The organism is Halorubrum sp. FL23 (assembly GCF_052439115.2).
Taxonomy (GTDB): domain Archaea; phylum Halobacteriota; class Halobacteria; order Halobacteriales; family Haloferacaceae; genus Halorubrum; species Halorubrum persicum.
The window spans coordinates 134,992-153,540 of sequence record NZ_JBQVRO020000003.1; the positions used below are offsets into that span (position 1 = coordinate 134,992).

Consider the following 18,549-nt stretch of genomic DNA (forward strand, 5'->3'; position numbering starts at 1 on the left):
GGCGGGTGGCCGGCGGACCGATTTAAGCGTTATTTTCTGTCAGCAGCGTTTTATTTCAGCGTTCGAAAACGTCCGTGTAAACGATCGGTTCCGGCGGCGGCGCGGCCGCCGGCGCCTCGAGAAGGTGAATGATCGTTCGTCCGAGTTCTCACATATGAAAACGCATTTATACGGATCTCCGTAATTCGCGTTCCACGCCTCAATGAGCAATTCACTGTCGAGCGGCGTGCAGCGTACCTTTCTGCGGTATCAGCACGTCCTCGTGTTCCTCGCCCCGCTCGTGTTCGTCGCGGGGGTGTACGGCTTCGCCCCGGCGCCGGCCGACGCCGGCGTCGGGTACTGGACCGAGTACTGGTGGCTGTTCATCGCGTTCGTCGTCGGCGCGACCATCGTCAACACCGTCGGGATCAGCGGGTCGGCGCTGTTCGTCCCGTTCCTCATCTTCGTCTTCCCGCTCGTCGCGTATCCGTTGGAGCCGACGACGCTGGTGAAGATCGGGCTCATCAGCGAGTCGTTCGGGCTGTCGAGCTCGTCGCTCGCGTTCATCCAGTACGGGCTGGTCGATCGGCGGCTCTCGCTGTCGCTCGTGCTCGGCGGCGTCCCCTTCGTCGTCGGCGGGGCGCTCCTCTCGTTCGTCATCCCGGAGCCCCTGTTCCACGCGCTGTTGGGTATCGCCCTGATCGCGGCGTCGTACCTCCTCTTTCGGGCCGATCTGGGTCACGGTGAGCCGACCGGGAGCACGGAGGGCGAAGGGGTCGCGACGGACGGCGGGGCGTCGCGTGACCTCCCGAACGACGCGAACAAGCTCGGTCCCGCAGGCGTCGAGACGGACGGTTCCGGGACGGTCACCCGGGTCGACCGCGACGGCGACGACTACGTCTACTCGCGCGGCGGCTACCTCGAGCGGTTCGCCAACTACAGCGTCGGCGGCGTGTTTCAGGGGCTCGCCGGCTTCGGGATCGGCGAGCTCGGGATCATCTCGATGCTCCGCACGGAGGTCCCGGTTCGCGTCGCGATCGGGACGAACCACATCGTGGTCGCGACGACCGCCGTGTTGGCGTCCGTCGTCCACGTGTTCGGCGGCGGGCTCGTCGGCGGCCACGCGATGGACCTGACGACGACGCCGTGGAACATGGTCGTCTGGACCGTTCCGGCGACGACGCTCGGCGGCCAGATCGCGCCGTACGTCTCGACGGCGCTGAACACCGAGACGATCAAGGCGGGCGTGGGCGGGCTGTTCGCGATCATCGCGGTGGCGCTGTTCGCGATGGCCGGCGGCGGCCTGTGAGTCGGTCGGGTCGGCGGCGGAGCCGGACACCCCGGCACCGAGTGTGACGCCCGCGGCCGGAAGCGCCCCGAGCGCGGTACGCCCGGCGGTCGAGGCCCTCGCGTCTGAAGCGGTCGAGGCCACAGCGGCGACCCACGAGGGCGACGGCCGGGGGCAGACGGAGAGCCTTGCCCGAACTGTAGCCCCTTTCAGTCGGTCGTGATTACGCCGACGAGATGACCGCACTGGACCGGATCGAGCGGGTGGGTGAGCTCACGAGCAAGTACTTCGTCCTCTGGGTCCTCGTCGCCTCCGGGGCCGCGCTGTACGAACCGTCGGCGTTCACGCCGATCGCCGACTACATCACCCCGCTGCTCGGGGTGATCATGCTCGGGATGGGGCTGACGCTGACGCCCGACGACTTCAAGCGCATCGTGGAACGACCGCGCGACGTGCTGATCGGCGCGGCGGCGCAGTGGCTGGTGATGCCGACGCTCGCGTACGCGCTCGTCGTCGTCCTCGGCCTCCCCTGGGAGGTCGGCATCGGGCTGGTCCTCGTCGGCGCGGCGCCGGGCGGCACCGCCTCGAACGTGATGACGTACCTCGGGCGCGGCGACGTGGCGCTGTCGGTGACGATCACGACGGTGACGACGATCACCGCCCCGCTCGTGATGCCGGCGTGGATCGTCGCGCTCGCCGGCGAGCAGATCTCCGTCACCTTCGCGCAGCTCTCGGAGACCATCATCTGGGTCGTGCTCGTCCCGGTCGTCGCGGGGCTCGCGCTCCGGCTCCTCCTCGATCGCTACGCGCCGACCGCGGCGAAGGTCGGGCTCTCGGTGTTCCCCGCGATCAGCGTCGTCGCCATCGTCGGCATCGTGGCCGCCGTCGTCGGCCTCAACGTCGAGAACATCCTCACCGCCGGCGCGCTGGTCGTCGCGGCCGTCGTCCTCCACAACGGCCTCGGCCTCGGCGCCGGGTACGGGGTCGGGAAGCTGACGGGGATGGCGGAAGACCGCGCCCGGGCGTGCGCGTTCGAGGTCGGGCTCCAGAACAGCGGGCTGGCCGTCGCGCTCGCCACGGCCTTCTTCGACCCCATCGCGGCGCTGATCCCCGCGCTGTTCAGCGTCTGGCACAACGTCTCGGGGCCGGCGCTGGCGACGTTGTTCACCCGTCTCGACGACGAACCGATCGCCGAGTACGAGTCGGCGGTCGGCGCGGACTGAGCAGCCGGGACCGACCCGCGCGCTTTTGTCTCGGGCGCCGGTAGCGAATCGCATGCGCGCCGCCATTTTCAACGGTCCCGGAGAGATCGACGTCGAGGAGCGACCGCGTCCCGAGATCGAGGCCCCGACGGACGCGGTCGTCCGCGTGACACACACCGCGATCTGCGGCTCCGATCTGTGGTTCTACCGCGGCGACAGCGACCGCGACGCCGGCTCCCCGGTCGGCCACGAGCCGATGGGGATCGTCGAATCGGTCGGCGACGACGTGACCTCGGTCGACCCGGGCGACCGCGTGCTCGCCCCCTTCGCCATCTCCTGCGGCGAGTGCGAGTTCTGCCGGAAGGGGCTCCACACCTCCTGTGAGAACCGCGACTCGTGGGGCGGCGACAACGGCGGCGGACAGGGCGAGTACGTCCGGTCGACCCACGCCGACGGGACGCTCGTGCGCGTCCCCGACCGCCACGCCGACGACGAGGACACCCTCCGGTCGCTGCTCCCGCTGACGGACGTGATGGGCACCGGCCACCACGCCGCCGTCAGCGCGGGCGTCGAGGCCGGCTCGACGGTGGCCGTCATCGGCGACGGCGCGGTCGGCCTCTGCGGCGTGCTCGCGGCCCGGCGACTCGGCGCCGAGCGGATCATCGCCGTCGGCCACCACGAGGACCGACTCGACCTCGCCGCGGATTTCGGCGCCACGGAGACCGTCTCGGAGCGCGGCGAGGAAGCGGTCGAGCGGATCCGCGAGCTCACCCACGGCGGACCGAACCACGTGATGGAGTGCGTCGGCGCCGCGAGCGCGATGAACACCGCGATCGACGCCGTGCGCCCCGGCGGCACCGTCGGGTACGTCGGCGTTCCCTACGGCGTCGACGACGAGGGGCTCGACGTGTTCGGGCTGTTCGGCGACAACGTGACGCTCGCCGGCGGCGTCGCGCCGGTGCGCGCGTACGCCGAGGAGCTGATGGACGACGTGCTACAGGGCACCCTCGACCCCGCCCCGATCTTCACGGAGACGGTCGGCCTCGACGAGGTCGCCGAGGGGTACCGCCTGATGGACGAGCGCGAGGCGATCAAGGTGGTCGTGAAGCCCTGAACCCTCGCGTCGGCTCTCCTCGGGCTCGTTCTCGGCACAATCCTTATCAGCCAGTAGTCCTTGACAATAGTTGTCATGTGTCATCACCATATCGAGGCGCGCTCGATCGAGGAGCTCCGAGAGCGTCACCGGTCCGAGGAGGCGGAGGAACGGCTCGATGCGGTCCCCGACGTCGACGCGGGAGACGAGCCGGCGGACGAAGCGGAGGAGACCGAGCCCCCGGCAGAGCCGCGCGCCCCGGCCGACGACTGACGCGGCCGGGTACGATCCCGCCTCGAACCCCGACTATTTTACGGACGGACATCGCGATGAGAGGTGCTGCACGACTCGGGCGGAGAGCGTCTCAGAAGCCGTTTCAGTCTCTCCTAGAAGATCTGTAGCGTTCCGGAGACGACGGTTCTGGCGGCGAAATACTACGTCGATGCCGGACCTCGGTGAGATATCTCTACCACCGAGCGCCGCAGTATGCATACGACCACCGACGCTCCGCTGACGATGAGGCGACGAACGGTGGCCGAGAGATGAGACGAGCGCGGTTCCGTGTCATCTCCGTTGCCACGGTCGTGACCCTGCCTACAGTCATCGCAACGGAGGCGACCGGGACCACGCCGATCGAGGAGACCGATCTGTTTTCGCTGACGACGCTCGGTGCGGTGGTCGGGGCGTTTCTTATCGCGCTGCTGATCGTGGCCGTAGTCCGGCGGCTGGACCGCTGAGAGCAGCGCCACTGCCCCGTCGCGTGGGCCGCGTCGTCGCGGGGGGCGAACGTCCGCGACGCGAATTCATTCAGTTCCGACTCAGAGAAAATACCCCCGCGTAAGGTATCTTTATTTTCATGGAAAAGTGTGATAGACCTGCTAGACATGACGGACGTTACTCTTCGACGAACGCAGCTTGCAACGCCCGCGAGCGACGAGAAGATGATGCACTCGGCGGCCGACAGCGACGCCGACGAGGTGTTCCTCGATCTCGAAGACTCCGTGGCGCCCAACGCGAAGCCCGACGCACGTGAGCCGCTGATCGAGGCGGCTCGCGAGGAGGACTGGAGCGATAAGGTCCTCAGCTTCCGGATGAACGGAATCGACACCAAGTGGTGGTACGACGACCTGATCACCGTCGTCGGCGAGGCCGGCGAGTTTATCGACGACATCATCGTGCCGAAGGTCAAGGCCGCCAGCGACATTCACACCGTCGAGAATCTGCTCGCGCAGGTCGAGGAGAACAACGGGCTGGAGGTCGGCGGGATCGGCCTCGAGCCCCAGATCGAAGACGGCGAGGGGATCCACAACGTCCACGACATCGCTCACGCCTCCGACCGGCTCTCCTCTATCATCTTCGGGCCGGGCGACTACTCCGCGGCGATGGGGACGCCCGGACTCGACATCGGGCAGTTCCCCGAGTACCCCGGTCACTACTGGCATCACGCTCTCTCCGAGTGCAACTCCGCGGCGAAGTCGGCGGGACTGCCGTGTCTCGACGGGCCGTACGCCGACATCGAGGACGCCGACGGGTTCCGCGAGTCCGCCGAGAACGCCAACATGATCGGCTGCGACGGGAAGTGGGCGATCCACCCTTCGCAGATCGAGATCGGTAACGAAGTGTTCGCGCCCGACCCGGAAACGGCCGAGCGCGCCAAGCGCATCGTCGACGCCTACGCCGAGGCGATGGAGAAAGGCCAGGGCGCCGTGAGCGTCGACGGTCAGATGGTCGACGAGGCCACCAACAAGATGGCCCAAGACATCGTCGAGACCGCCGAAGCCGCCGGCATCCTGTAACGCCCGGGGGCGATCTCCGATATCGCTGTTATTCGTGGAGCCGGCCTCGGAACGCGCCGTCCGCGGCGCTCGTTTGCTCGCCGCCTCTTCGACTCGTAGGATACACTCAGTCGACGGATCTCGGGAGGAACGGCGTCGGATCGTCGTGGACGAACTGCACGGTGTCGTCGTTCAGTCGCCGACAGAAGAGTCGGACGGCTCCCGTCTCCCTGATCAGTTCGATCGCCTCCGCCGACTGGCTCGGATCGTAGTACGCGGGGACGAACACGGCGGTCTCGCTCTCGGGGGCGAGCTCGACGACGAGCACGTACACCAGCTCGTCACCCTCCGCCCGGAACACCTCGACGTCCCGGAACTGGCGATCCTCGACGAGCGATTCGAGCTCTTCGAACTCCGGACCGGGGAGGACAACATCGAGGCCGGTCCGGCGGTCCGAGTCCACGAGGACGGAATCGCCCGGGTGGAGTTCGAGCGTCGTCCAGCCGCGCTCCCGGTACTCCGCCGCGGTCGCTTCCATGTCTTCGATGACCGCTGACCACCCGTTTCCGGCCTGTACGTTCGCAGGTGCGTCGTTGCCTGCAGGTTCGCCCATACGGAGAGACGCTCGGGTAGTAGTATAAAAGGTTCCACTAGCCCCAAAGATATTTTTCCGTAAGGCGCTCTACCGCCGATAGTGACTGACCTACTCTCGCTGTCGGCGCTCCGAACCCAATTCAGAACCGAACGGGGCGCAGTCAAGGCCGTCGACGGCATCGACCTCTCGATAGAACACGGCGAGACCGTCGGTCTCGTTGGCGAGTCCGGATCGGGCAAGAGCGTCACTGCCCTCTCGGCGATGGACCTCGTCGACGATCCCGGCGAGATCGCCGGCGGGCGGATCACCCTCGCGGATCCGGCGCTCGCCGCCTCCCTCCTCGAGGAGTTCGACGGCGCGTACGTCCCGTACCCGTCCGGACTGATCGACGCAATATCGGCCGTGAGCAGCGACCTCCGCGCCGGCCGACGCGTCTCCGACACGCCGGCGGAGCTCCGCGGAATGGCCGACGACCTCGCGGACGAGGCGGACCCCGACGACCTCGCGGGCGCCCTCGAGACCGCCGCCGAGCGCCTCGCGAACGGCGTCGATCCGGAGGCCGTCGGAGACGACCTCGAGGCGTCGCTCGCCGACGCCGTCGACGGCTTCGTCTTCCTCGACGCCGGCGCGCGCGAGCGGATCCGCGACGGGGCGACGCCGACCGACGTCGAGATCGGCGAGGGGATCGTCGACGTGACGGCCGCCCCCGAGGCGGCCGTCCGTCGGGTCCGCGGGGGCGAGATGGGGATGATATTCCAGGACCCGATGACCTCGCTCAACCCGGCGGTCACCGTCGGGGAACAGATCGCCGAGTCGCTGCGGCTCCACCGGTACGGCGGTCAGAAGAGCGACTCGTGGGCCAACGGGATCCGCGAGATACTCCCGAAGGTCGGGGGTCGCGAGGGCGACGAGGAGGTGATGGACGAGGTCGTCAGAATGCTCCAAGCGGTCGGTATCCCGGAGGCGAAACAGCGCGTGGACGACTATCCGCACGAGTTCTCCGGCGGGATGCGCCAGCGCGTGCTCGTCGCCATCGCGCTCGCCTGCCAGCCGAACCTCCTCATCGCCGACGAGCCGACCACCGCGCTCGACGTGACGATCCAGGCGCAGATCCTCGACCTGATCGACGATCTGCAGACGGAGTTCGGGATGTCCGTCCTGATGATCACCCACGACCTCGGCGTCGTGGCCGAGACCTGCGACCGCGTGGCCGTGATGTACGCCGGCGAGATCGTCGAGGAGGGGCCGGTCGAGGAGATCTTCTCCAACCCCAGCCACCCCTACACGTACACCCTGTTGGAGTCGATCCCCACCGAGGAGAAAGAGCGGCTAACTCCGATCGAGGGGAACGTTCCCGACCTGATCGATATGCCCGACGGGTGCCACTTCGCGCCGCGCTGTCCGTGGGCCGAACCGCAGTGTCGCGAGGGAGAGATCCCGTATCTCCAGCACGGTGCGGACGACGTCGACCACCGGTCGAAATGCGTTCACGAGGAGTTCGACAAGGCGGCGTACGGCACCGACGGCGTCGAGGTCGGCGCGAGGTCCGCCATCGGCGACCCGATCGTCGAGGTCAGCGAGATGCGGAAGTACTACCAACAGGAGGACGGCGCGCTCGATCGGGTGTTCGGCGGCGGCGACCCGAGCGTGAAGGCCGTCGACGGGATCGATCTCGACGTCCGCGAGCGGGAGACGCTGGGGCTCGTCGGCGAGTCCGGCTGCGGGAAGTCCACGGCGGGACGAGCGATCCTCCACCTGGACCCGCCGACCGACGGGAAGGTGGTGTTCGCCGGCGAGGACCTCGGATCGCTCTCGAAGTCGGACCTCCGCAAGCGGCGGAAGGACATGCAGATGGTGTTCCAAGATCCGATGTCGAGCCTCGACCCGCGGATGACCGCCGGCCAGACGATCATGGAGCCGCTGAAGATCCACGGGCTCGCCGAGGGGCGCCGACGCGAGCGCGTCTTCGAGCTGATGGACGCGGTCGGGCTGGAGCGCGGGCAGTTCGGCCGCTACCCCCACGAGCTCTCCGGGGGGCAGCGTCAGCGGGTCGGCATCGCGCGAGCGCTGGCCGTGGACCCGGACTTCATCGTCGCCGACGAACCCGTGTCCGCACTCGACGTGTCCGTTCAGGCGCAGATCATCAACCTCCTAGAGGACCTCCAAGAGGAGTTCGGCCTCACCTTCCTGTTCATCGCGCACGACCTGAGCGTCGTCCGGCACATCTCCGATCGGGTGGCCGTGATGTACCTCGGCGAGATCGTCGAGGTCGCCGAGACGGACGAGCTGTTCGAGACGCCGAAACACCCCTACACCAGGGCGCTCCTGTCCGCGATCCCGGAGCCGGACCCCCTCGCCGACACGGACGACCGAACGATCCTCAAGGGGGACGTTCCGTCGCCGATCGACCCGCCATCCGGCTGTCGGTTCCGCACCCGGTGCCCGTCGATCATCCCGCCGGACGACCTGGACATCGACCAGGACCGATACCGAGAGGTGATGTTCTACCGACAGCGCCTGGAGTCCGGGGACATCGACCTCGACGCCATCGAGTCCGAGGTCCGAATCGAGGACGAGTCGACGTCGACAGCCGTCGCCGACGGCGGCCCCCACGCGACGCTCTTCGAGTACTTCTTCGACGGTCCGCTCTCGGGGGAGGCGCGTGAGGTCGTCGCCGACTCCTTCGAACACCTGAAAAACGAGCGGTGGGAGGAGGCCGAGGCCACGCTGCGCGAGACGTTCGAGAGCGTCTGCGAACGATCGAACCCCGCCCTCGACGAGAGCGGCCACCCCGCCGCGTGTCACCTCTACGACGAGTGAGCTGAGGGGCAATCAAACGCGCGGACACTCAAGCGGAGTTTATTCGGTGAGTTGTCCTATCGCTCCACCAGAATTATTTAGGTAGCCTATTTACCACCGGTGTATGTCCCACGACACCACGGAAACATCACGGCGTAGCTTCTTGCAACGAGCGGGCGGCGCGACGGTCGCGACGGCGTCAGTCGCCTCACTCGCCGGTTGCGGCGGAAACGGCGGCGACGGCGGCGACGGCAGCGACGGAAGCGACGGCAGCGACGGCAGCGACGGGAGCGACGGCGAGGACGGCAGCGACGGCGGGGACACGACGTCCCTCCGCTACGGTCGCGGCGCCCACTCCAGCACCCTCGACCCGCAGAACACGACCAGCGGCGAGGTCGCGAAGGTCACGAACCAGGCGTACGAGGGGCTGATCGCGTTCCAGCCCGGAGAGGCCTCGCTCACCGAGTCGCTCGCCACCGACTGGTCGCTCGACGGCGATTCGGTGACGCTCACGCTGCGGGAGGGCGTGAGCTTCCACGACGGCTCGGAGTTCACCGCCGACGACTTCATCGCGACGTATCGGCGGTTCGTCGACGAGGACTACGAGTACCACTTCGAGGACGCCTCCGGGTACGGGCCGTTCACCCTCGGCAACTGGGTCGACAGCATCGAGGCGCCGAGCGACTACGAGCTCTCGATCACGCTCACCCAGACGTACGCGCCGTTCCTCCGAAACCTCGCGATGTTCGTCTCCGTCGCCATCTCGAAGGACGCGATCGAGGGCGACACGAACCTCGACGAGGAGATGGTCGGGACCGGTCCGTTCCAGCTCGAGACGCTCGACAACGCGAACAACCGCATCCGGCTCACGACCTTCGACGACTACTGGGGAGACGCCCCGAACGTCGACGAGGTGCTGTTCCTCACTCGCGGGCAGAACTCCACGCGCGCCCAGGCGCTCGTCGAGGAAGAGCTCGACATCATCGACGGGCTCGACCCCGACAGCATGCAGATCATCGAGGGGTCCGACACCGCCGAGGCCCGGACGGCGACGGGGATCAACATCGGATACATGGCGTTTAACCTCTCGCGCGTCGAGCCGTTCCGGGACCGCCGCGTCCGCCGCGCGATCAGCTACGCCATCGACACCCAAGCGATCGTCGAGAACATCTACTCGGGGATCGCCACGCAGGCCGACCAGCCGATCCCGCCCGCGCTGTCCGGCCACAACGACGACATCAGCCCTTACGAGTACGACCCCGAACAGGCGCAGAGTCTGCTCGAGGAGGCTGGCTACGGCGACGGGTTCTCGTTCTCGCTGACCACGTTCCAGAACCCCCGCGGATACAACCCGGCGCCGCTCCCGACCGCGGAGACGATCCGGTCGAACCTCTCCGAGGTCGGCATCGAGGTGTCGATCGACGACCGACAGTTCTCCGACTACCTCACGTACACCAACCAGGGGAACCACGACGCGACGCTCGCCGGCTGGTACACCGACAACGCCGACGCCGACAACTTCTGTTACGTCCTCCTCCACCCCCAGACCGACGTTCCGGAGGGGCAGGACTGGGTCTCCTGGGACACCGAGGGGTTCAACACCTCGAACAACGCCGCGTGGGCCAACAGCGAGTACATGAGTCTCGTCGAGGATGCCCAACGGACCACGAATCAGGAGGACCGCGCGGAGCTGTACCGAGAGGCCGCTCAGGTCGCGCACGACGAGGCGCCGTGGGTGTTCCTCAACTACGCCGACGAGGTCCGCGGCGTGTCTAACAGCGTAAGCAACTACAGCGTCGCCGCGATCGGGGGACCGTACCTCGAAGCGGTCGAGCTCGAGTAGTCGACGCCGAACACAGATTTTTTGACCGTCCCATGCGCTCCTTTTCCTGAATGGTCTCCAAACGTTTCGTATTGAAACGACTGCTCATGTTGTTCCCCGTTCTGTTCGGGGTCGCGACGGTGGTGTTCGCCATTCTCCACCTCTCGCCCGGCGATCCCGCCGTGGTGATCGCCGGTGAGCGAGCGAGCCAGGAGTTCGTCAATCAGGTCCGCGCCGACCTCGGACTCGACGACCCGCTCTGGCAGCAGTACGTTCGCTTCCTCGGCGAGGTCGCGACGTTCGACTTCGGTCAGTCCTACCAGGTGAACCGGGGCGCGGCGGTGAGCCAGATCCTCGTGGATCGGCTTCCGATCACGATCGAACTCGCGCTGCTCGGCCAGTTCGCCGGGCTCCTGTTCGGCCTCCCGCTGGGGATCCTCAGCGCGGTCAAACAGGACACGTGGACCGACCACCTCACCCGCATCGGCGCACTGAGCGGCATCAGCATCCCGATCTACTGGAGCGGCCCGCTTCTCATCCTGCTTTTCGCGCAGTTCCTCGGGCTCCTCCCGACCAGTGGTCGAATCGGCTCCGAGTACTTCGTCGAACCGGTCACGGGGCTCATCCTCGTCGACACGCTGTGGGCGGGGAACCTCGCGGCGTTCCAGTCCGCGGTCATTCACCTGCTCTTGCCGGTGGTCGTGCTCGGGATCTACCAGATGGCGCTGCTCTCGCGGATGATGCGCTCGTCCATGGTCGAGGTGATCCGCCAAGACTACATGCGGACCGCCCGGGCGAAGGGCCAGGGCTCGAAGATCACCGTGATGAAACACGGGCTCCGCAACGCGTTCATTCCCGTCATCACCGTGATCGGCATCCAGTTCGGATCGCTGCTCGGCGGCGCGGTGCTCACGGAGACCGTCTTCGAGATCAACGGCATCGGCACGCTGCTCGTCGACGCGATCAACCGCAGCGACTACCCCGTCGTGCAGGGAACAGTCCTCGTCTTCGCCGTGTTGTACACGCTAGTTAACCTCGGCGTCGACCTCACGTACTCGGTCCTCGACCCACGCATCGAACAATGAGCACAGAGACACAGACCGAAACCATCGACCGAGGCATCGTCGAGCGGCTGCGCGCGAGCCCGTTCCTCTCGCAGCTCCTCTCGAACCGACTCGCGATCACCGGGATCGTCATCATCGTGGGCGTCATTCTGCTCGCGATCTACGCGCGGATCACGTACGACCTCAGCGACCTCATGGCGACCCAGTTCGGGACGAACCCGTCCGAGGCCGCGCCCAGCGCGGCGTACCCCTTCGGCACGGACGGCCAGGCTCGGGACATCTTCCCGCGCGTGATGTACGGGGCCTGGTACGCGGTCCTCTACGGCACGGTCACCGTCGTCGCGTCGACGTTCCTCGGAGTGAGTCTGGGGATCGTCGCCGCGTACTACGGCGACCTGACCGACAACGTCATCATGCGGACGATGGACGTGCTGCTGTCGTTCCCGTCGCTGCTGTTGGCGCTGGCGCTCGTCACCATCTTCCCGGAAGAGCTTGGCCTGTGGCGGGCCGTCGGGGCGCTGACGCTCGTCTACACCCCGCGATTCGCCCGGGTCGTCCGGGGCGCCGCGCTGAAGGTGCTCGAAGACGAGTACACCGACGCCACGAAGGCGCTCGGCGCGACCGACCCGCGGCTGCTCATTCGGCACGTCCTGCCGAACTGTCTCGCGCCGATCACGGTCCAGTCGACGCTCAACTACGGGCTCGCGATCATCGACATCGCCGCGCTGTCGTTCCTCGGCTTCGGAGCCAGTCCGGGAGAGCCGACCTGGGGGATGATGCTCTCGAACGGCGTCGAGTTCGGGCTGTTCTCCGGGGCGTGGTGGTGGTCCTTCTTCCCCGGTCTGCTGCTCGCGCTGACGGTGCTCGGGTTCAACCTCCTCGGCGACGGGATGCGCGACGCGCTCGACCCGCGGATGCGGGAGACCGTTGACTGACCGCGACACCCGCCCGTCCGGGCGAACGATCGGCCGGTGGGTCGGCGTCGGCGGCCTTCTCGGGGTCGTCGTCGCGGGCGTGCTCTTCCCGATCGCCGGGGCGAAGCAGGCGACTGACACCTCGTTCGCGCTCGGCGCGCTCCTGTTCGGCTTCGGCGTCGCGACGTGGGGTGGCGCGGTCGGCTTCGGCGACTCCATGTCGGCGGTACAGGACCACCTCGGCGGCGAGTCGGAGTGGAGCCGCGAGGGGGCGCGCCAGGCGTTCGCCGTGTTGACTTGGGTCGGCGCCGGCTGGGCGGGGACCGCGGTCGCGGCGTCGATACTGTTCGTCGGAATCTAAGCGGGTCGCGTCGACGGCGACTCGGGACGCTTGGGGCGTGACACCGTCGCGCGGTCGGGCCGGGCGTCTCAGAGCGGCTCGATCAGCTCGACCGCGTGGCCGTCGGGGTCCTTCACGAACGCAGTGCGCGCGCCGGCCTCCGGCTGGTCGCCCGGCTCCTTCACGACGCCGTGGTGGTCGATCTCATCGAACGTCGCGTCGACATCGTCGACGCCGACGGCGACGTGGTCGTAGCGGTCGCCGTCGGCGCTCGGCTCCTCGCCGTCGGTGTCCGACAGCTGGAACTCGACGCCGGCGTCGTCGGCGACGTACACGTTGCGCGTGTCGCCGTCGGCGGTCGTGAACTCCCAGGAGCGCTCGAACCCGAGCTGCTCGACGTACCAGTCCGCGGTGCGGTCGGCGTCCGCCACGTTCAGACACGTGTGGAGAATCTCCATGGCCGGGGGTGTCGCGGCACCGTAATAAATCCCGGCGAGCGGCCGACTCGCGATTACCCCATGGAGTGTCATGAACAAAGGTTTTATTCGCGCTTCTCCCCCGCTTAGTATCATGGCAAGCGAGCCCACGCGAGGAGGGAACGTGCCCGACCTGGACACGTCAGCGGCGGCGCTCGGTCACGACCGACCCGACGTGCCGGCGTACCGATCGCTCGCGGCGGATCTCCGCGAGCGCGTCGCCGGCGACGTCCAGTTCGACGAGTACGCGCAGGTTCTGTACGCCACCGACGGCAGCATCTATCAGGCGCGACCGGCCGGCGTCGTGATCCCGCGCTCGGTCGCGGACGTACAGGCGACGATGGAGGTCGCCGCGGAGCACGAGGTGCCCGTCATCCCGCGCGGCGCCGGCTCCTCGCTGGGCGGCCAGACCGTCGGCCCGGGCTGTGTCGTCCTCGACTTCTCAACGTACATGGACGAGATCGTCGACGTCCGGCCCGACGACCGCCGCGCCGTGGTCCAGCCCGGCGTCGTGCAGGACCACCTCGACGACCGGCTCGCCGAAGACGGGCTCAAGTTCGCGCCCGACCCCGCCTCCTCCGCGCGAGCGACCGTCGTCGGCGGCATCGGCAACAACTCCACGGGCGCGCACTCGGTGCGCTACGGCATCACCGACGCGTACACGGAGGAGCTGAAAGTCGTCCTCGCCGACGGCTCGCTGATTCACACCCGCGAGGTCGTGCTCGACTCTCCCGAGTACGAGGAGATCGTCGCGCAAAACGACCGAGAGGCCGCGCTGTACGAGACCACGCGCGCGCTCGTCGAGGAGAACCAGGCCGCGATCGACGAGAAGTACCCGAACCTCAAGCGCTCCGTCTCCGGGTACAACCTCCACAAGGTGATCTACGAGAACGACGACGGCGAGGAGGTGATCAACCTCTCGAAGCTGTTCGTGGGCGCCGAGGGGACGCTCGGCACGATCGTCGAGGCCGAGGTGTCGCTCGTCACCCGCCCCGAAGAGACCGCGCTCGCGCTGTACACCTTCGACTCGCTGGTCGACGCGATGAAAGCCGTCCCCGAGGCGCTGGAGTTCCCGGTGAGTGCGGTCGAGCTGATGGACGACGAGGTGTTCTCGCTGGCCGCCGGCTCACAGGAGTTCGCGCAGTACGCCGAGCCGATCCCGGACCGCGCCACCGCCGCGCTCATGTTGGAGTGGGACTCTGAGCTCGTCGACGACTTCGAAGCGGCGATCGCCGACACGAACGCCCACTTCGTCGACGACGGCGACGCCTTCGACGTGCTGGAGGCGTACTCCCCCGAGGCCCAGGCCGACCTCTGGAACCTCCGGAAGGCGGCGATCCCCCTGCTGATGAGCATGCAGGGCGACCCGAAACCGTACCCGTTCATCGAGGACGCCACCGTGCCGCCCGAGGAGCTCGCGGAGTACGTCGGGCAGTTCGAAGAGGTCCTCACCGACCACGACACCTCGGCCGCCTACTTCGCACACGCCGGGAGCGGCACGCTCCACATCCGCCCCATCCTCTCGCTGAAAGAGGAGGAGGGCGTCGAGAAGATGCACTCCATCTCCGAGGACGTCACCGACCTCGTCTTGGAGCACCACGGCGCCTTCTCCGGCGAGCACGGCGACGGGCTCGCGCGCACCGAGTTCAACCCCAAGATGTACGGCGAGGCGCTCTGGCGCGCGTTTCAGGAGCTCAAGTCGACGTTCGACCCCGAGTGGCGGATGAACCCGGGGAAGGTCGTCTACGTCGACGACGACACCGCGACCGAGCGCGGCTACCCCGACACCGCCGCCGACACGGACATGCGCGAGAACCTCCGATACGGCCCGCAGTACCAATCGATCGAGCCGCAGACCGAGCTGGACTTCTCCGACGAGGGCGGGTTCTCCCATCTGGTCGAGCTGTGCAACGGCTGCGGCACCTGCCGGGAGACGGAGTCGGGCGTGATGTGCCCGACGTACCGCGCCTCCGAGGAGGAGATCCAGGCGACGCGCGGGCGAGCGAACATGCTCCGAGCCGCCATCAGCGGCGAGCTCGACGACGACGAGATCCACTCCGACCGGTTCCAGGAGGAGGTGCTCGGGCTCTGCGTCGGCTGTAAGGGGTGTCAGAGCGACTGTCCGACCGGCGTCGACCTCGCGAAGCTCAAAGCCGAGGTGAAACACGAACACCACGAGAAGGAGGGGTCGGGGCTCCGCGAGCGGATCTTCCGCGACATCGACCGCTTTTCGGCGCTCGGGAGCGCGCTCGCGCCGGTGTCGAACGCGGCGACGAAGATCCCCGGCGCCCGCGCGGTGATGGAGGCCGTCGCGGGGATCGCCGCGGACCGCGAGCTGCCGACGTTCCGATCCGAGAGCTTCGAAGAGTGGTTCGCGTCCCGCGGCGGGTCGACGGTCGACCCGGCGGACGCGACCGACACGGTCGTGCTGTTCCCGGACACGTACACGAACTACAGCTACCCGGCGGCCGGGAAGGCGGCGGTCGAGGTGCTGGAGGCGGCGGGCGTCCGCGTGGAGGTGCCGGACGATCTGGCGCCCTCGGGGCGCGCGGCGTTCTCGACCGGGTTCCTCGACGACGCCCGCGAGCGCGCGGAGGCGAACGTCGCGGCGCTCGCGCCGCGCGTTCGAGCGGGGCAGTCGGTCGTCTTCGTCGAGCCCTCGGACGCGGTGATGTTCCAGGACGAGTACCTGGACCTGCTGGACGGCGAGGCGGTCGAGGCGGTGTCGGCGGCCGCGTACGGGGTGTTAGAGTACCTCGACGCGGGGCGGGTCGACGAGCGGGTGGCGTTCGACGCGCCCGCGGAGTCGCTCACGTACCACGGCCACTGCAACCAGAAGGCGACGAACAAGGACCACCACGCGGTCGGCGTGTTGCGGCGGGCCGGCTACGACGTGGACCCGCTCGACTCCTCGTGTTGCGGGATGGCGGGCTCGTTCGGCTACGAGGCCGAGCACTACGACATCTCGAAGGCGATCGGCCGGATCCTCTTCGATCAGGTCGAGGAGAGCGGCGGCGAGACGGTCACCGCGCCCGGCGCCTCCTGTCGGTCCCAGCTGGGCGATCGCGACCGGGCCGAGAGCCCGCCGCACCCGATCGAGAAGGTCGCCGAGGCGGTGACCGGGCCCGCGTCCGACGCCGACATCGCTGCCGGCGAGCCGGCGAGCCCGGCGGCTGCCGACGACTGAGCGGGGCGCGCGTTCCGACCGGCGTTTCGTCCGGCTACGTTTCGTCCGACCGGCGGCCGCGCCACTTGCGGGGTCGACGCGAAAAAAAGTGCGGGGCCGTCCTGCCGAGTCCGCGTTCAGAAGACGCCGGGGAACACCACGTAGCTGAACAGCAGACACAGCAGTCCGACGCCGGTCGCGTAGTACAGCAGCGGGATCATGTTCAGCCGCATCACCCGCCCCTCCTGTCCGAGGAGGCCGACCGTCGCGAGCGCGGCGACGAGGTTGTGGATCGCGACCAGGTTCCCGATGGCACCGCCGACGGCCTGCGCGCCGACGATGACCGTTCGCGGGAGCCCGAGCTGGGTCGCGGCCTCGAACTGGAACGCGCCGAAGGTGATGTTCGAGACGGTGTTCGACCCGGCCATCGCGGCGCCGAGCGCCCCGATCAGCGCGGCGACGGCCGGGTACACGACGCCGAGAAGGTCGGCGGTCGTCTGTGCGAGCAGGACGATCATGCTGCCGACCGCCGGAGCGCCGGGATGCGCGCCGGACTGGAGCATCACCTGCACCATGGCGATGACGAAGACGAGCGCGATGAACGGCGACACGATCTTCCGAGCGGCCTCCTTCCACGCGTCAGTGACCTCCTCACCGGACATGCTGAAGATCGGGATCGCGAGCACGGCGCTCACGAGCAGCCAGAAGCCCGGCACGTTCATCCACGCGACGGCGCCGTCGAGGCTGGTGCCGAGGATATCGCTCCAACTGACGATGAAGATGTCGCGGTTGATGAAGTTCGAGATCGGACCGACCGCACGGGTCACGACCAGCAAGATCACGAGCAGGACGTACGGCGACCACGCCTTCAGCAGCGACATCTCTTCGCCGCCGCCGAGGTCGGCCGCCTTCGCCTCGGGCGAGACGCCGCCGCGAGTGTCGGCGCCCCCGCCGTTCGACCCGTTCGACTGGCCGGGTTCGATCGATCCGACCCAGTGGTCGGCCCACTTCTCCCGCTCCGGGAACTCCCACTCCTCGTCGGGCAGGAGGTACCCCGCGCGCAGGATGCTCAGGATGATGGCGCCGCCGACCATCGATCCGATAAGCGCCGGGAACTCGGCCGTGAGGAACCACGCCGAGACCCAGTACGGGACCGCGAAGGCGATCCCCGACGCCAGACAGAGCGGCGCGACCTCCCAGGCCGGCTCCAGCGAGCGGTCGTCCGGATCCCCGAAGAAGTAGACGACCATGCCGACCGCGAACAGCGGCATGACGAATCCGACCAGCGCGTGATACGTCGCCGCCCACGCCGCCACGTTGACCGAGAACTCCTGAACGGTCATCCCGCCGTCTTGGATCGCGGTGCGGGTGAACTCAACGCTCTCCATCGGACTCTGGATGCCGACCACGATCGGCGTCCCCACCGCGCCGTACGTGACCGCAATGATGTGTCCGATGATCCCGGCGACGACCGCCGCGAGCGCCGGGAAGCCGAGGCCCAAGAGCAGCGGCGCGACGACCGCGGCCGGCGTCCCGAAGCCGGCGGCGCCCTCGATGAACGTCGCCATGAAGAAGGCGATCAGGACGATCTGGACGCGTCGGTCGTCGCTGACCGTCGCGAATCCCCGATTGATCCGGTCGAACGCGCCGGCCTCCATCAGCGTGTACAACAGCACCAGCGCGCCGAAGACGATCCAGAGGATCTCGATCGCAGTCATGACCCCGACGGCCGACGCCGCCGCCAACCAGTTCACCGGCATGCTCCACGCGGTATAGCCGATCACCAGCGCCGCGACCCACGCCACCGGCATCGCGCGGGTCGCCGGCCAGAGGAATCCGATCAACAGGACCCCAGCGAGAAGCAGCGGAATCGCGGCCACCGCAACGTCGATACCGGTCGTCATGGATCCCCTCCGCGGTTACTCTCAATCGCTCGGTTCGGTCGACAACACATGTGACAGGCTACCATCCACATACGACGCGGAATACATCACGTTCATTAATTATAAAAGGTAACTTTTCGGACTCTCTTGCTT

At 67.9% G+C, this 18,549-nt stretch carries 15 protein-coding genes; 12 read left to right on the forward strand and 3 right to left on the reverse strand.

Features of this window, described 5'->3' with window-relative positions:
- Positions 1-202 precede the first annotated feature (202 nt).
- From ACT4MF_RS04840 to ACT4MF_RS04865, 6 genes are all read left to right on the forward strand, one after another.
- Positions 203-1,288: a sulfite exporter TauE/SafE family protein gene (locus ACT4MF_RS04840; RefSeq protein WP_444681907.1), complete on the forward strand. Its 1,086-nt coding sequence runs from the start codon at positions 203-205 to the stop codon at positions 1,286-1,288.
- Positions 1,289-1,503: 215 nt separating this feature from the next.
- Positions 1,504-2,490, forward strand: coding sequence for a bile acid:sodium symporter family protein (locus ACT4MF_RS04845; RefSeq protein ID WP_099254252.1), 987 nt, complete (start codon positions 1,504-1,506; stop codon positions 2,488-2,490).
- 52 nt (positions 2,491-2,542) lie between these two features.
- The gene (locus tag ACT4MF_RS04850) at positions 2,543-3,583 is read left to right on the forward strand and encodes a zinc-dependent alcohol dehydrogenase family protein (RefSeq protein ID WP_444681908.1); all 1,041 of its coding nucleotides are present in this window, start codon (positions 2,543-2,545) and stop codon (positions 3,581-3,583) included.
- A gap of 75 nt (positions 3,584-3,658) precedes the next feature.
- Positions 3,659-3,835: a hypothetical protein gene (locus tag ACT4MF_RS04855; RefSeq protein WP_180271704.1), complete on the forward strand. Its 177-nt coding sequence runs from the start codon at positions 3,659-3,661 to the stop codon at positions 3,833-3,835.
- 269 nt (positions 3,836-4,104) lie between these two features.
- On the forward strand, positions 4,105-4,299 hold the full coding sequence (locus ACT4MF_RS04860; RefSeq protein ID WP_099254254.1) for a hypothetical protein: 195 nt from the start codon (positions 4,105-4,107) through the stop codon (positions 4,297-4,299).
- A 147-nt stretch (positions 4,300-4,446) separates the two neighbouring features.
- Positions 4,447-5,358 carry an HpcH/HpaI aldolase/citrate lyase family protein gene (locus tag ACT4MF_RS04865; protein WP_444681909.1) on the forward strand — a complete coding sequence of 304 codons (912 nt, stop codon included), beginning with the start codon at positions 4,447-4,449 and terminating at the stop codon, positions 5,356-5,358.
- Positions 5,359-5,464: 106 nt separating this feature from the next.
- On the opposite strand, the gene ACT4MF_RS04870 is transcribed toward ACT4MF_RS04865, so the two are convergent.
- Positions 5,465-5,950: a DUF7529 family protein gene (locus ACT4MF_RS04870; protein ID WP_099254256.1), complete on the reverse strand. Its 486-nt coding sequence runs from the start codon at positions 5,948-5,950 to the stop codon at positions 5,465-5,467.
- A gap of 81 nt (positions 5,951-6,031) precedes the next feature.
- Between ACT4MF_RS04870 and ACT4MF_RS04875 the strand changes: the two genes are divergently transcribed.
- The 5 genes from ACT4MF_RS04875 to ACT4MF_RS04895 all read left to right on the forward strand — a co-directional run bounded on the left by ACT4MF_RS04875 (position 6,032) and on the right by ACT4MF_RS04895 (position 12,892).
- Positions 6,032-8,752 carry an ABC transporter ATP-binding protein gene (locus ACT4MF_RS04875; protein WP_444681910.1) on the forward strand — a complete coding sequence of 907 codons (2,721 nt, stop codon included), beginning with the start codon at positions 6,032-6,034 and terminating at the stop codon, positions 8,750-8,752.
- A gap of 103 nt (positions 8,753-8,855) precedes the next feature.
- Positions 8,856-10,574 carry an ABC transporter substrate-binding protein gene (locus ACT4MF_RS04880; RefSeq protein WP_099254258.1) on the forward strand — a complete coding sequence of 573 codons (1,719 nt, stop codon included), beginning with the start codon at positions 8,856-8,858 and terminating at the stop codon, positions 10,572-10,574.
- 50 nt (positions 10,575-10,624) lie between these two features.
- Entirely contained in the window at positions 10,625-11,638 is a 1,014-nt protein-coding gene (locus ACT4MF_RS04885; protein WP_099254259.1) for an ABC transporter permease, read from the forward strand.
- Entirely contained in the window at positions 11,635-12,552 is a 918-nt protein-coding gene (locus ACT4MF_RS04890; protein ID WP_099254260.1) for an ABC transporter permease, read from the forward strand. Before ACT4MF_RS04885 ends, ACT4MF_RS04890 begins: the two co-directional genes overlap by 4 nt.
- Complete coding sequence (locus tag ACT4MF_RS04895) at positions 12,545-12,892, forward strand: DUF7268 family protein (RefSeq protein ID WP_099254261.1); 348 nt, start codon at positions 12,545-12,547, stop codon at positions 12,890-12,892. The genes ACT4MF_RS04890 and ACT4MF_RS04895 overlap by 8 nt, the downstream gene beginning before the upstream one ends.
- A 68-nt stretch (positions 12,893-12,960) precedes the next feature.
- Here the strand turns inward: ACT4MF_RS04895 and ACT4MF_RS04900 are convergent, their stop codons facing one another.
- Positions 12,961-13,329, reverse strand: coding sequence for a VOC family protein (locus ACT4MF_RS04900; RefSeq protein WP_099254262.1), 369 nt, complete (start codon positions 13,327-13,329; stop codon positions 12,961-12,963).
- Positions 13,330-13,441: 112 nt separating this feature from the next.
- Between ACT4MF_RS04900 and ACT4MF_RS04905 the strand changes: the two genes are divergently transcribed.
- Complete coding sequence (locus tag ACT4MF_RS04905; RefSeq protein WP_099254263.1) at positions 13,442-16,534, forward strand: FAD-binding and (Fe-S)-binding domain-containing protein; 3,093 nt, start codon at positions 13,442-13,444, stop codon at positions 16,532-16,534.
- A 116-nt stretch (positions 16,535-16,650) separates the two neighbouring features.
- Here ACT4MF_RS04905 and ACT4MF_RS04910 read toward each other — a convergent pair whose 3' ends face one another.
- Positions 16,651-18,417, reverse strand: coding sequence for an L-lactate permease (locus ACT4MF_RS04910; RefSeq protein WP_099254264.1), 1,767 nt, complete (start codon positions 18,415-18,417; stop codon positions 16,651-16,653).
- Positions 18,418-18,549 lie beyond the last annotated feature (132 nt).

Bases quoted from the DNA above. Each gene is read 5' to 3' on its own strand.
- ACT4MF_RS04840 (WP_444681907.1), top strand. From the start codon at position 203: ATGAGCAATTCACTGTCGAGCGGCGTGCAGCGTACCTTTCTGCGGTAT.
- ACT4MF_RS04845 (WP_099254252.1), top strand. From the start codon at position 1,504: ATGACCGCACTGGACCGGATCGAGCGGGTGGGTGAGCTCACGAGCAAG.
- ACT4MF_RS04850 (WP_444681908.1), top strand. From the start codon at position 2,543: ATGCGCGCCGCCATTTTCAACGGTCCCGGAGAGATCGACGTCGAGGAG.
- ACT4MF_RS04855 (WP_180271704.1), top strand. From the start codon at position 3,659: ATGTGTCATCACCATATCGAGGCGCGCTCGATCGAGGAGCTCCGAGAG.
- ACT4MF_RS04860 (WP_099254254.1), top strand. From the start codon at position 4,105: ATGAGACGAGCGCGGTTCCGTGTCATCTCCGTTGCCACGGTCGTGACC.
- ACT4MF_RS04865 (WP_444681909.1), top strand. From the start codon at position 4,447: ATGACGGACGTTACTCTTCGACGAACGCAGCTTGCAACGCCCGCGAGC.
- ACT4MF_RS04870 (WP_099254256.1), bottom strand. From the start codon at position 5,950: ATGGGCGAACCTGCAGGCAACGACGCACCTGCGAACGTACAGGCCGGA.
- ACT4MF_RS04880 (WP_099254258.1), top strand. From the start codon at position 8,856: ATGTCCCACGACACCACGGAAACATCACGGCGTAGCTTCTTGCAACGA.
- ACT4MF_RS04885 (WP_099254259.1), top strand. From the start codon at position 10,625: ATGGTCTCCAAACGTTTCGTATTGAAACGACTGCTCATGTTGTTCCCC.
- ACT4MF_RS04890 (WP_099254260.1), top strand. From the start codon at position 11,635: ATGAGCACAGAGACACAGACCGAAACCATCGACCGAGGCATCGTCGAG.
- ACT4MF_RS04900 (WP_099254262.1), bottom strand. From the start codon at position 13,329: ATGGAGATTCTCCACACGTGTCTGAACGTGGCGGACGCCGACCGCACC.
- ACT4MF_RS04905 (WP_099254263.1), top strand. From the start codon at position 13,442: ATGGCAAGCGAGCCCACGCGAGGAGGGAACGTGCCCGACCTGGACACG.
- ACT4MF_RS04910 (WP_099254264.1), bottom strand. From the start codon at position 18,417: ATGACGACCGGTATCGACGTTGCGGTGGCCGCGATTCCGCTGCTTCTC.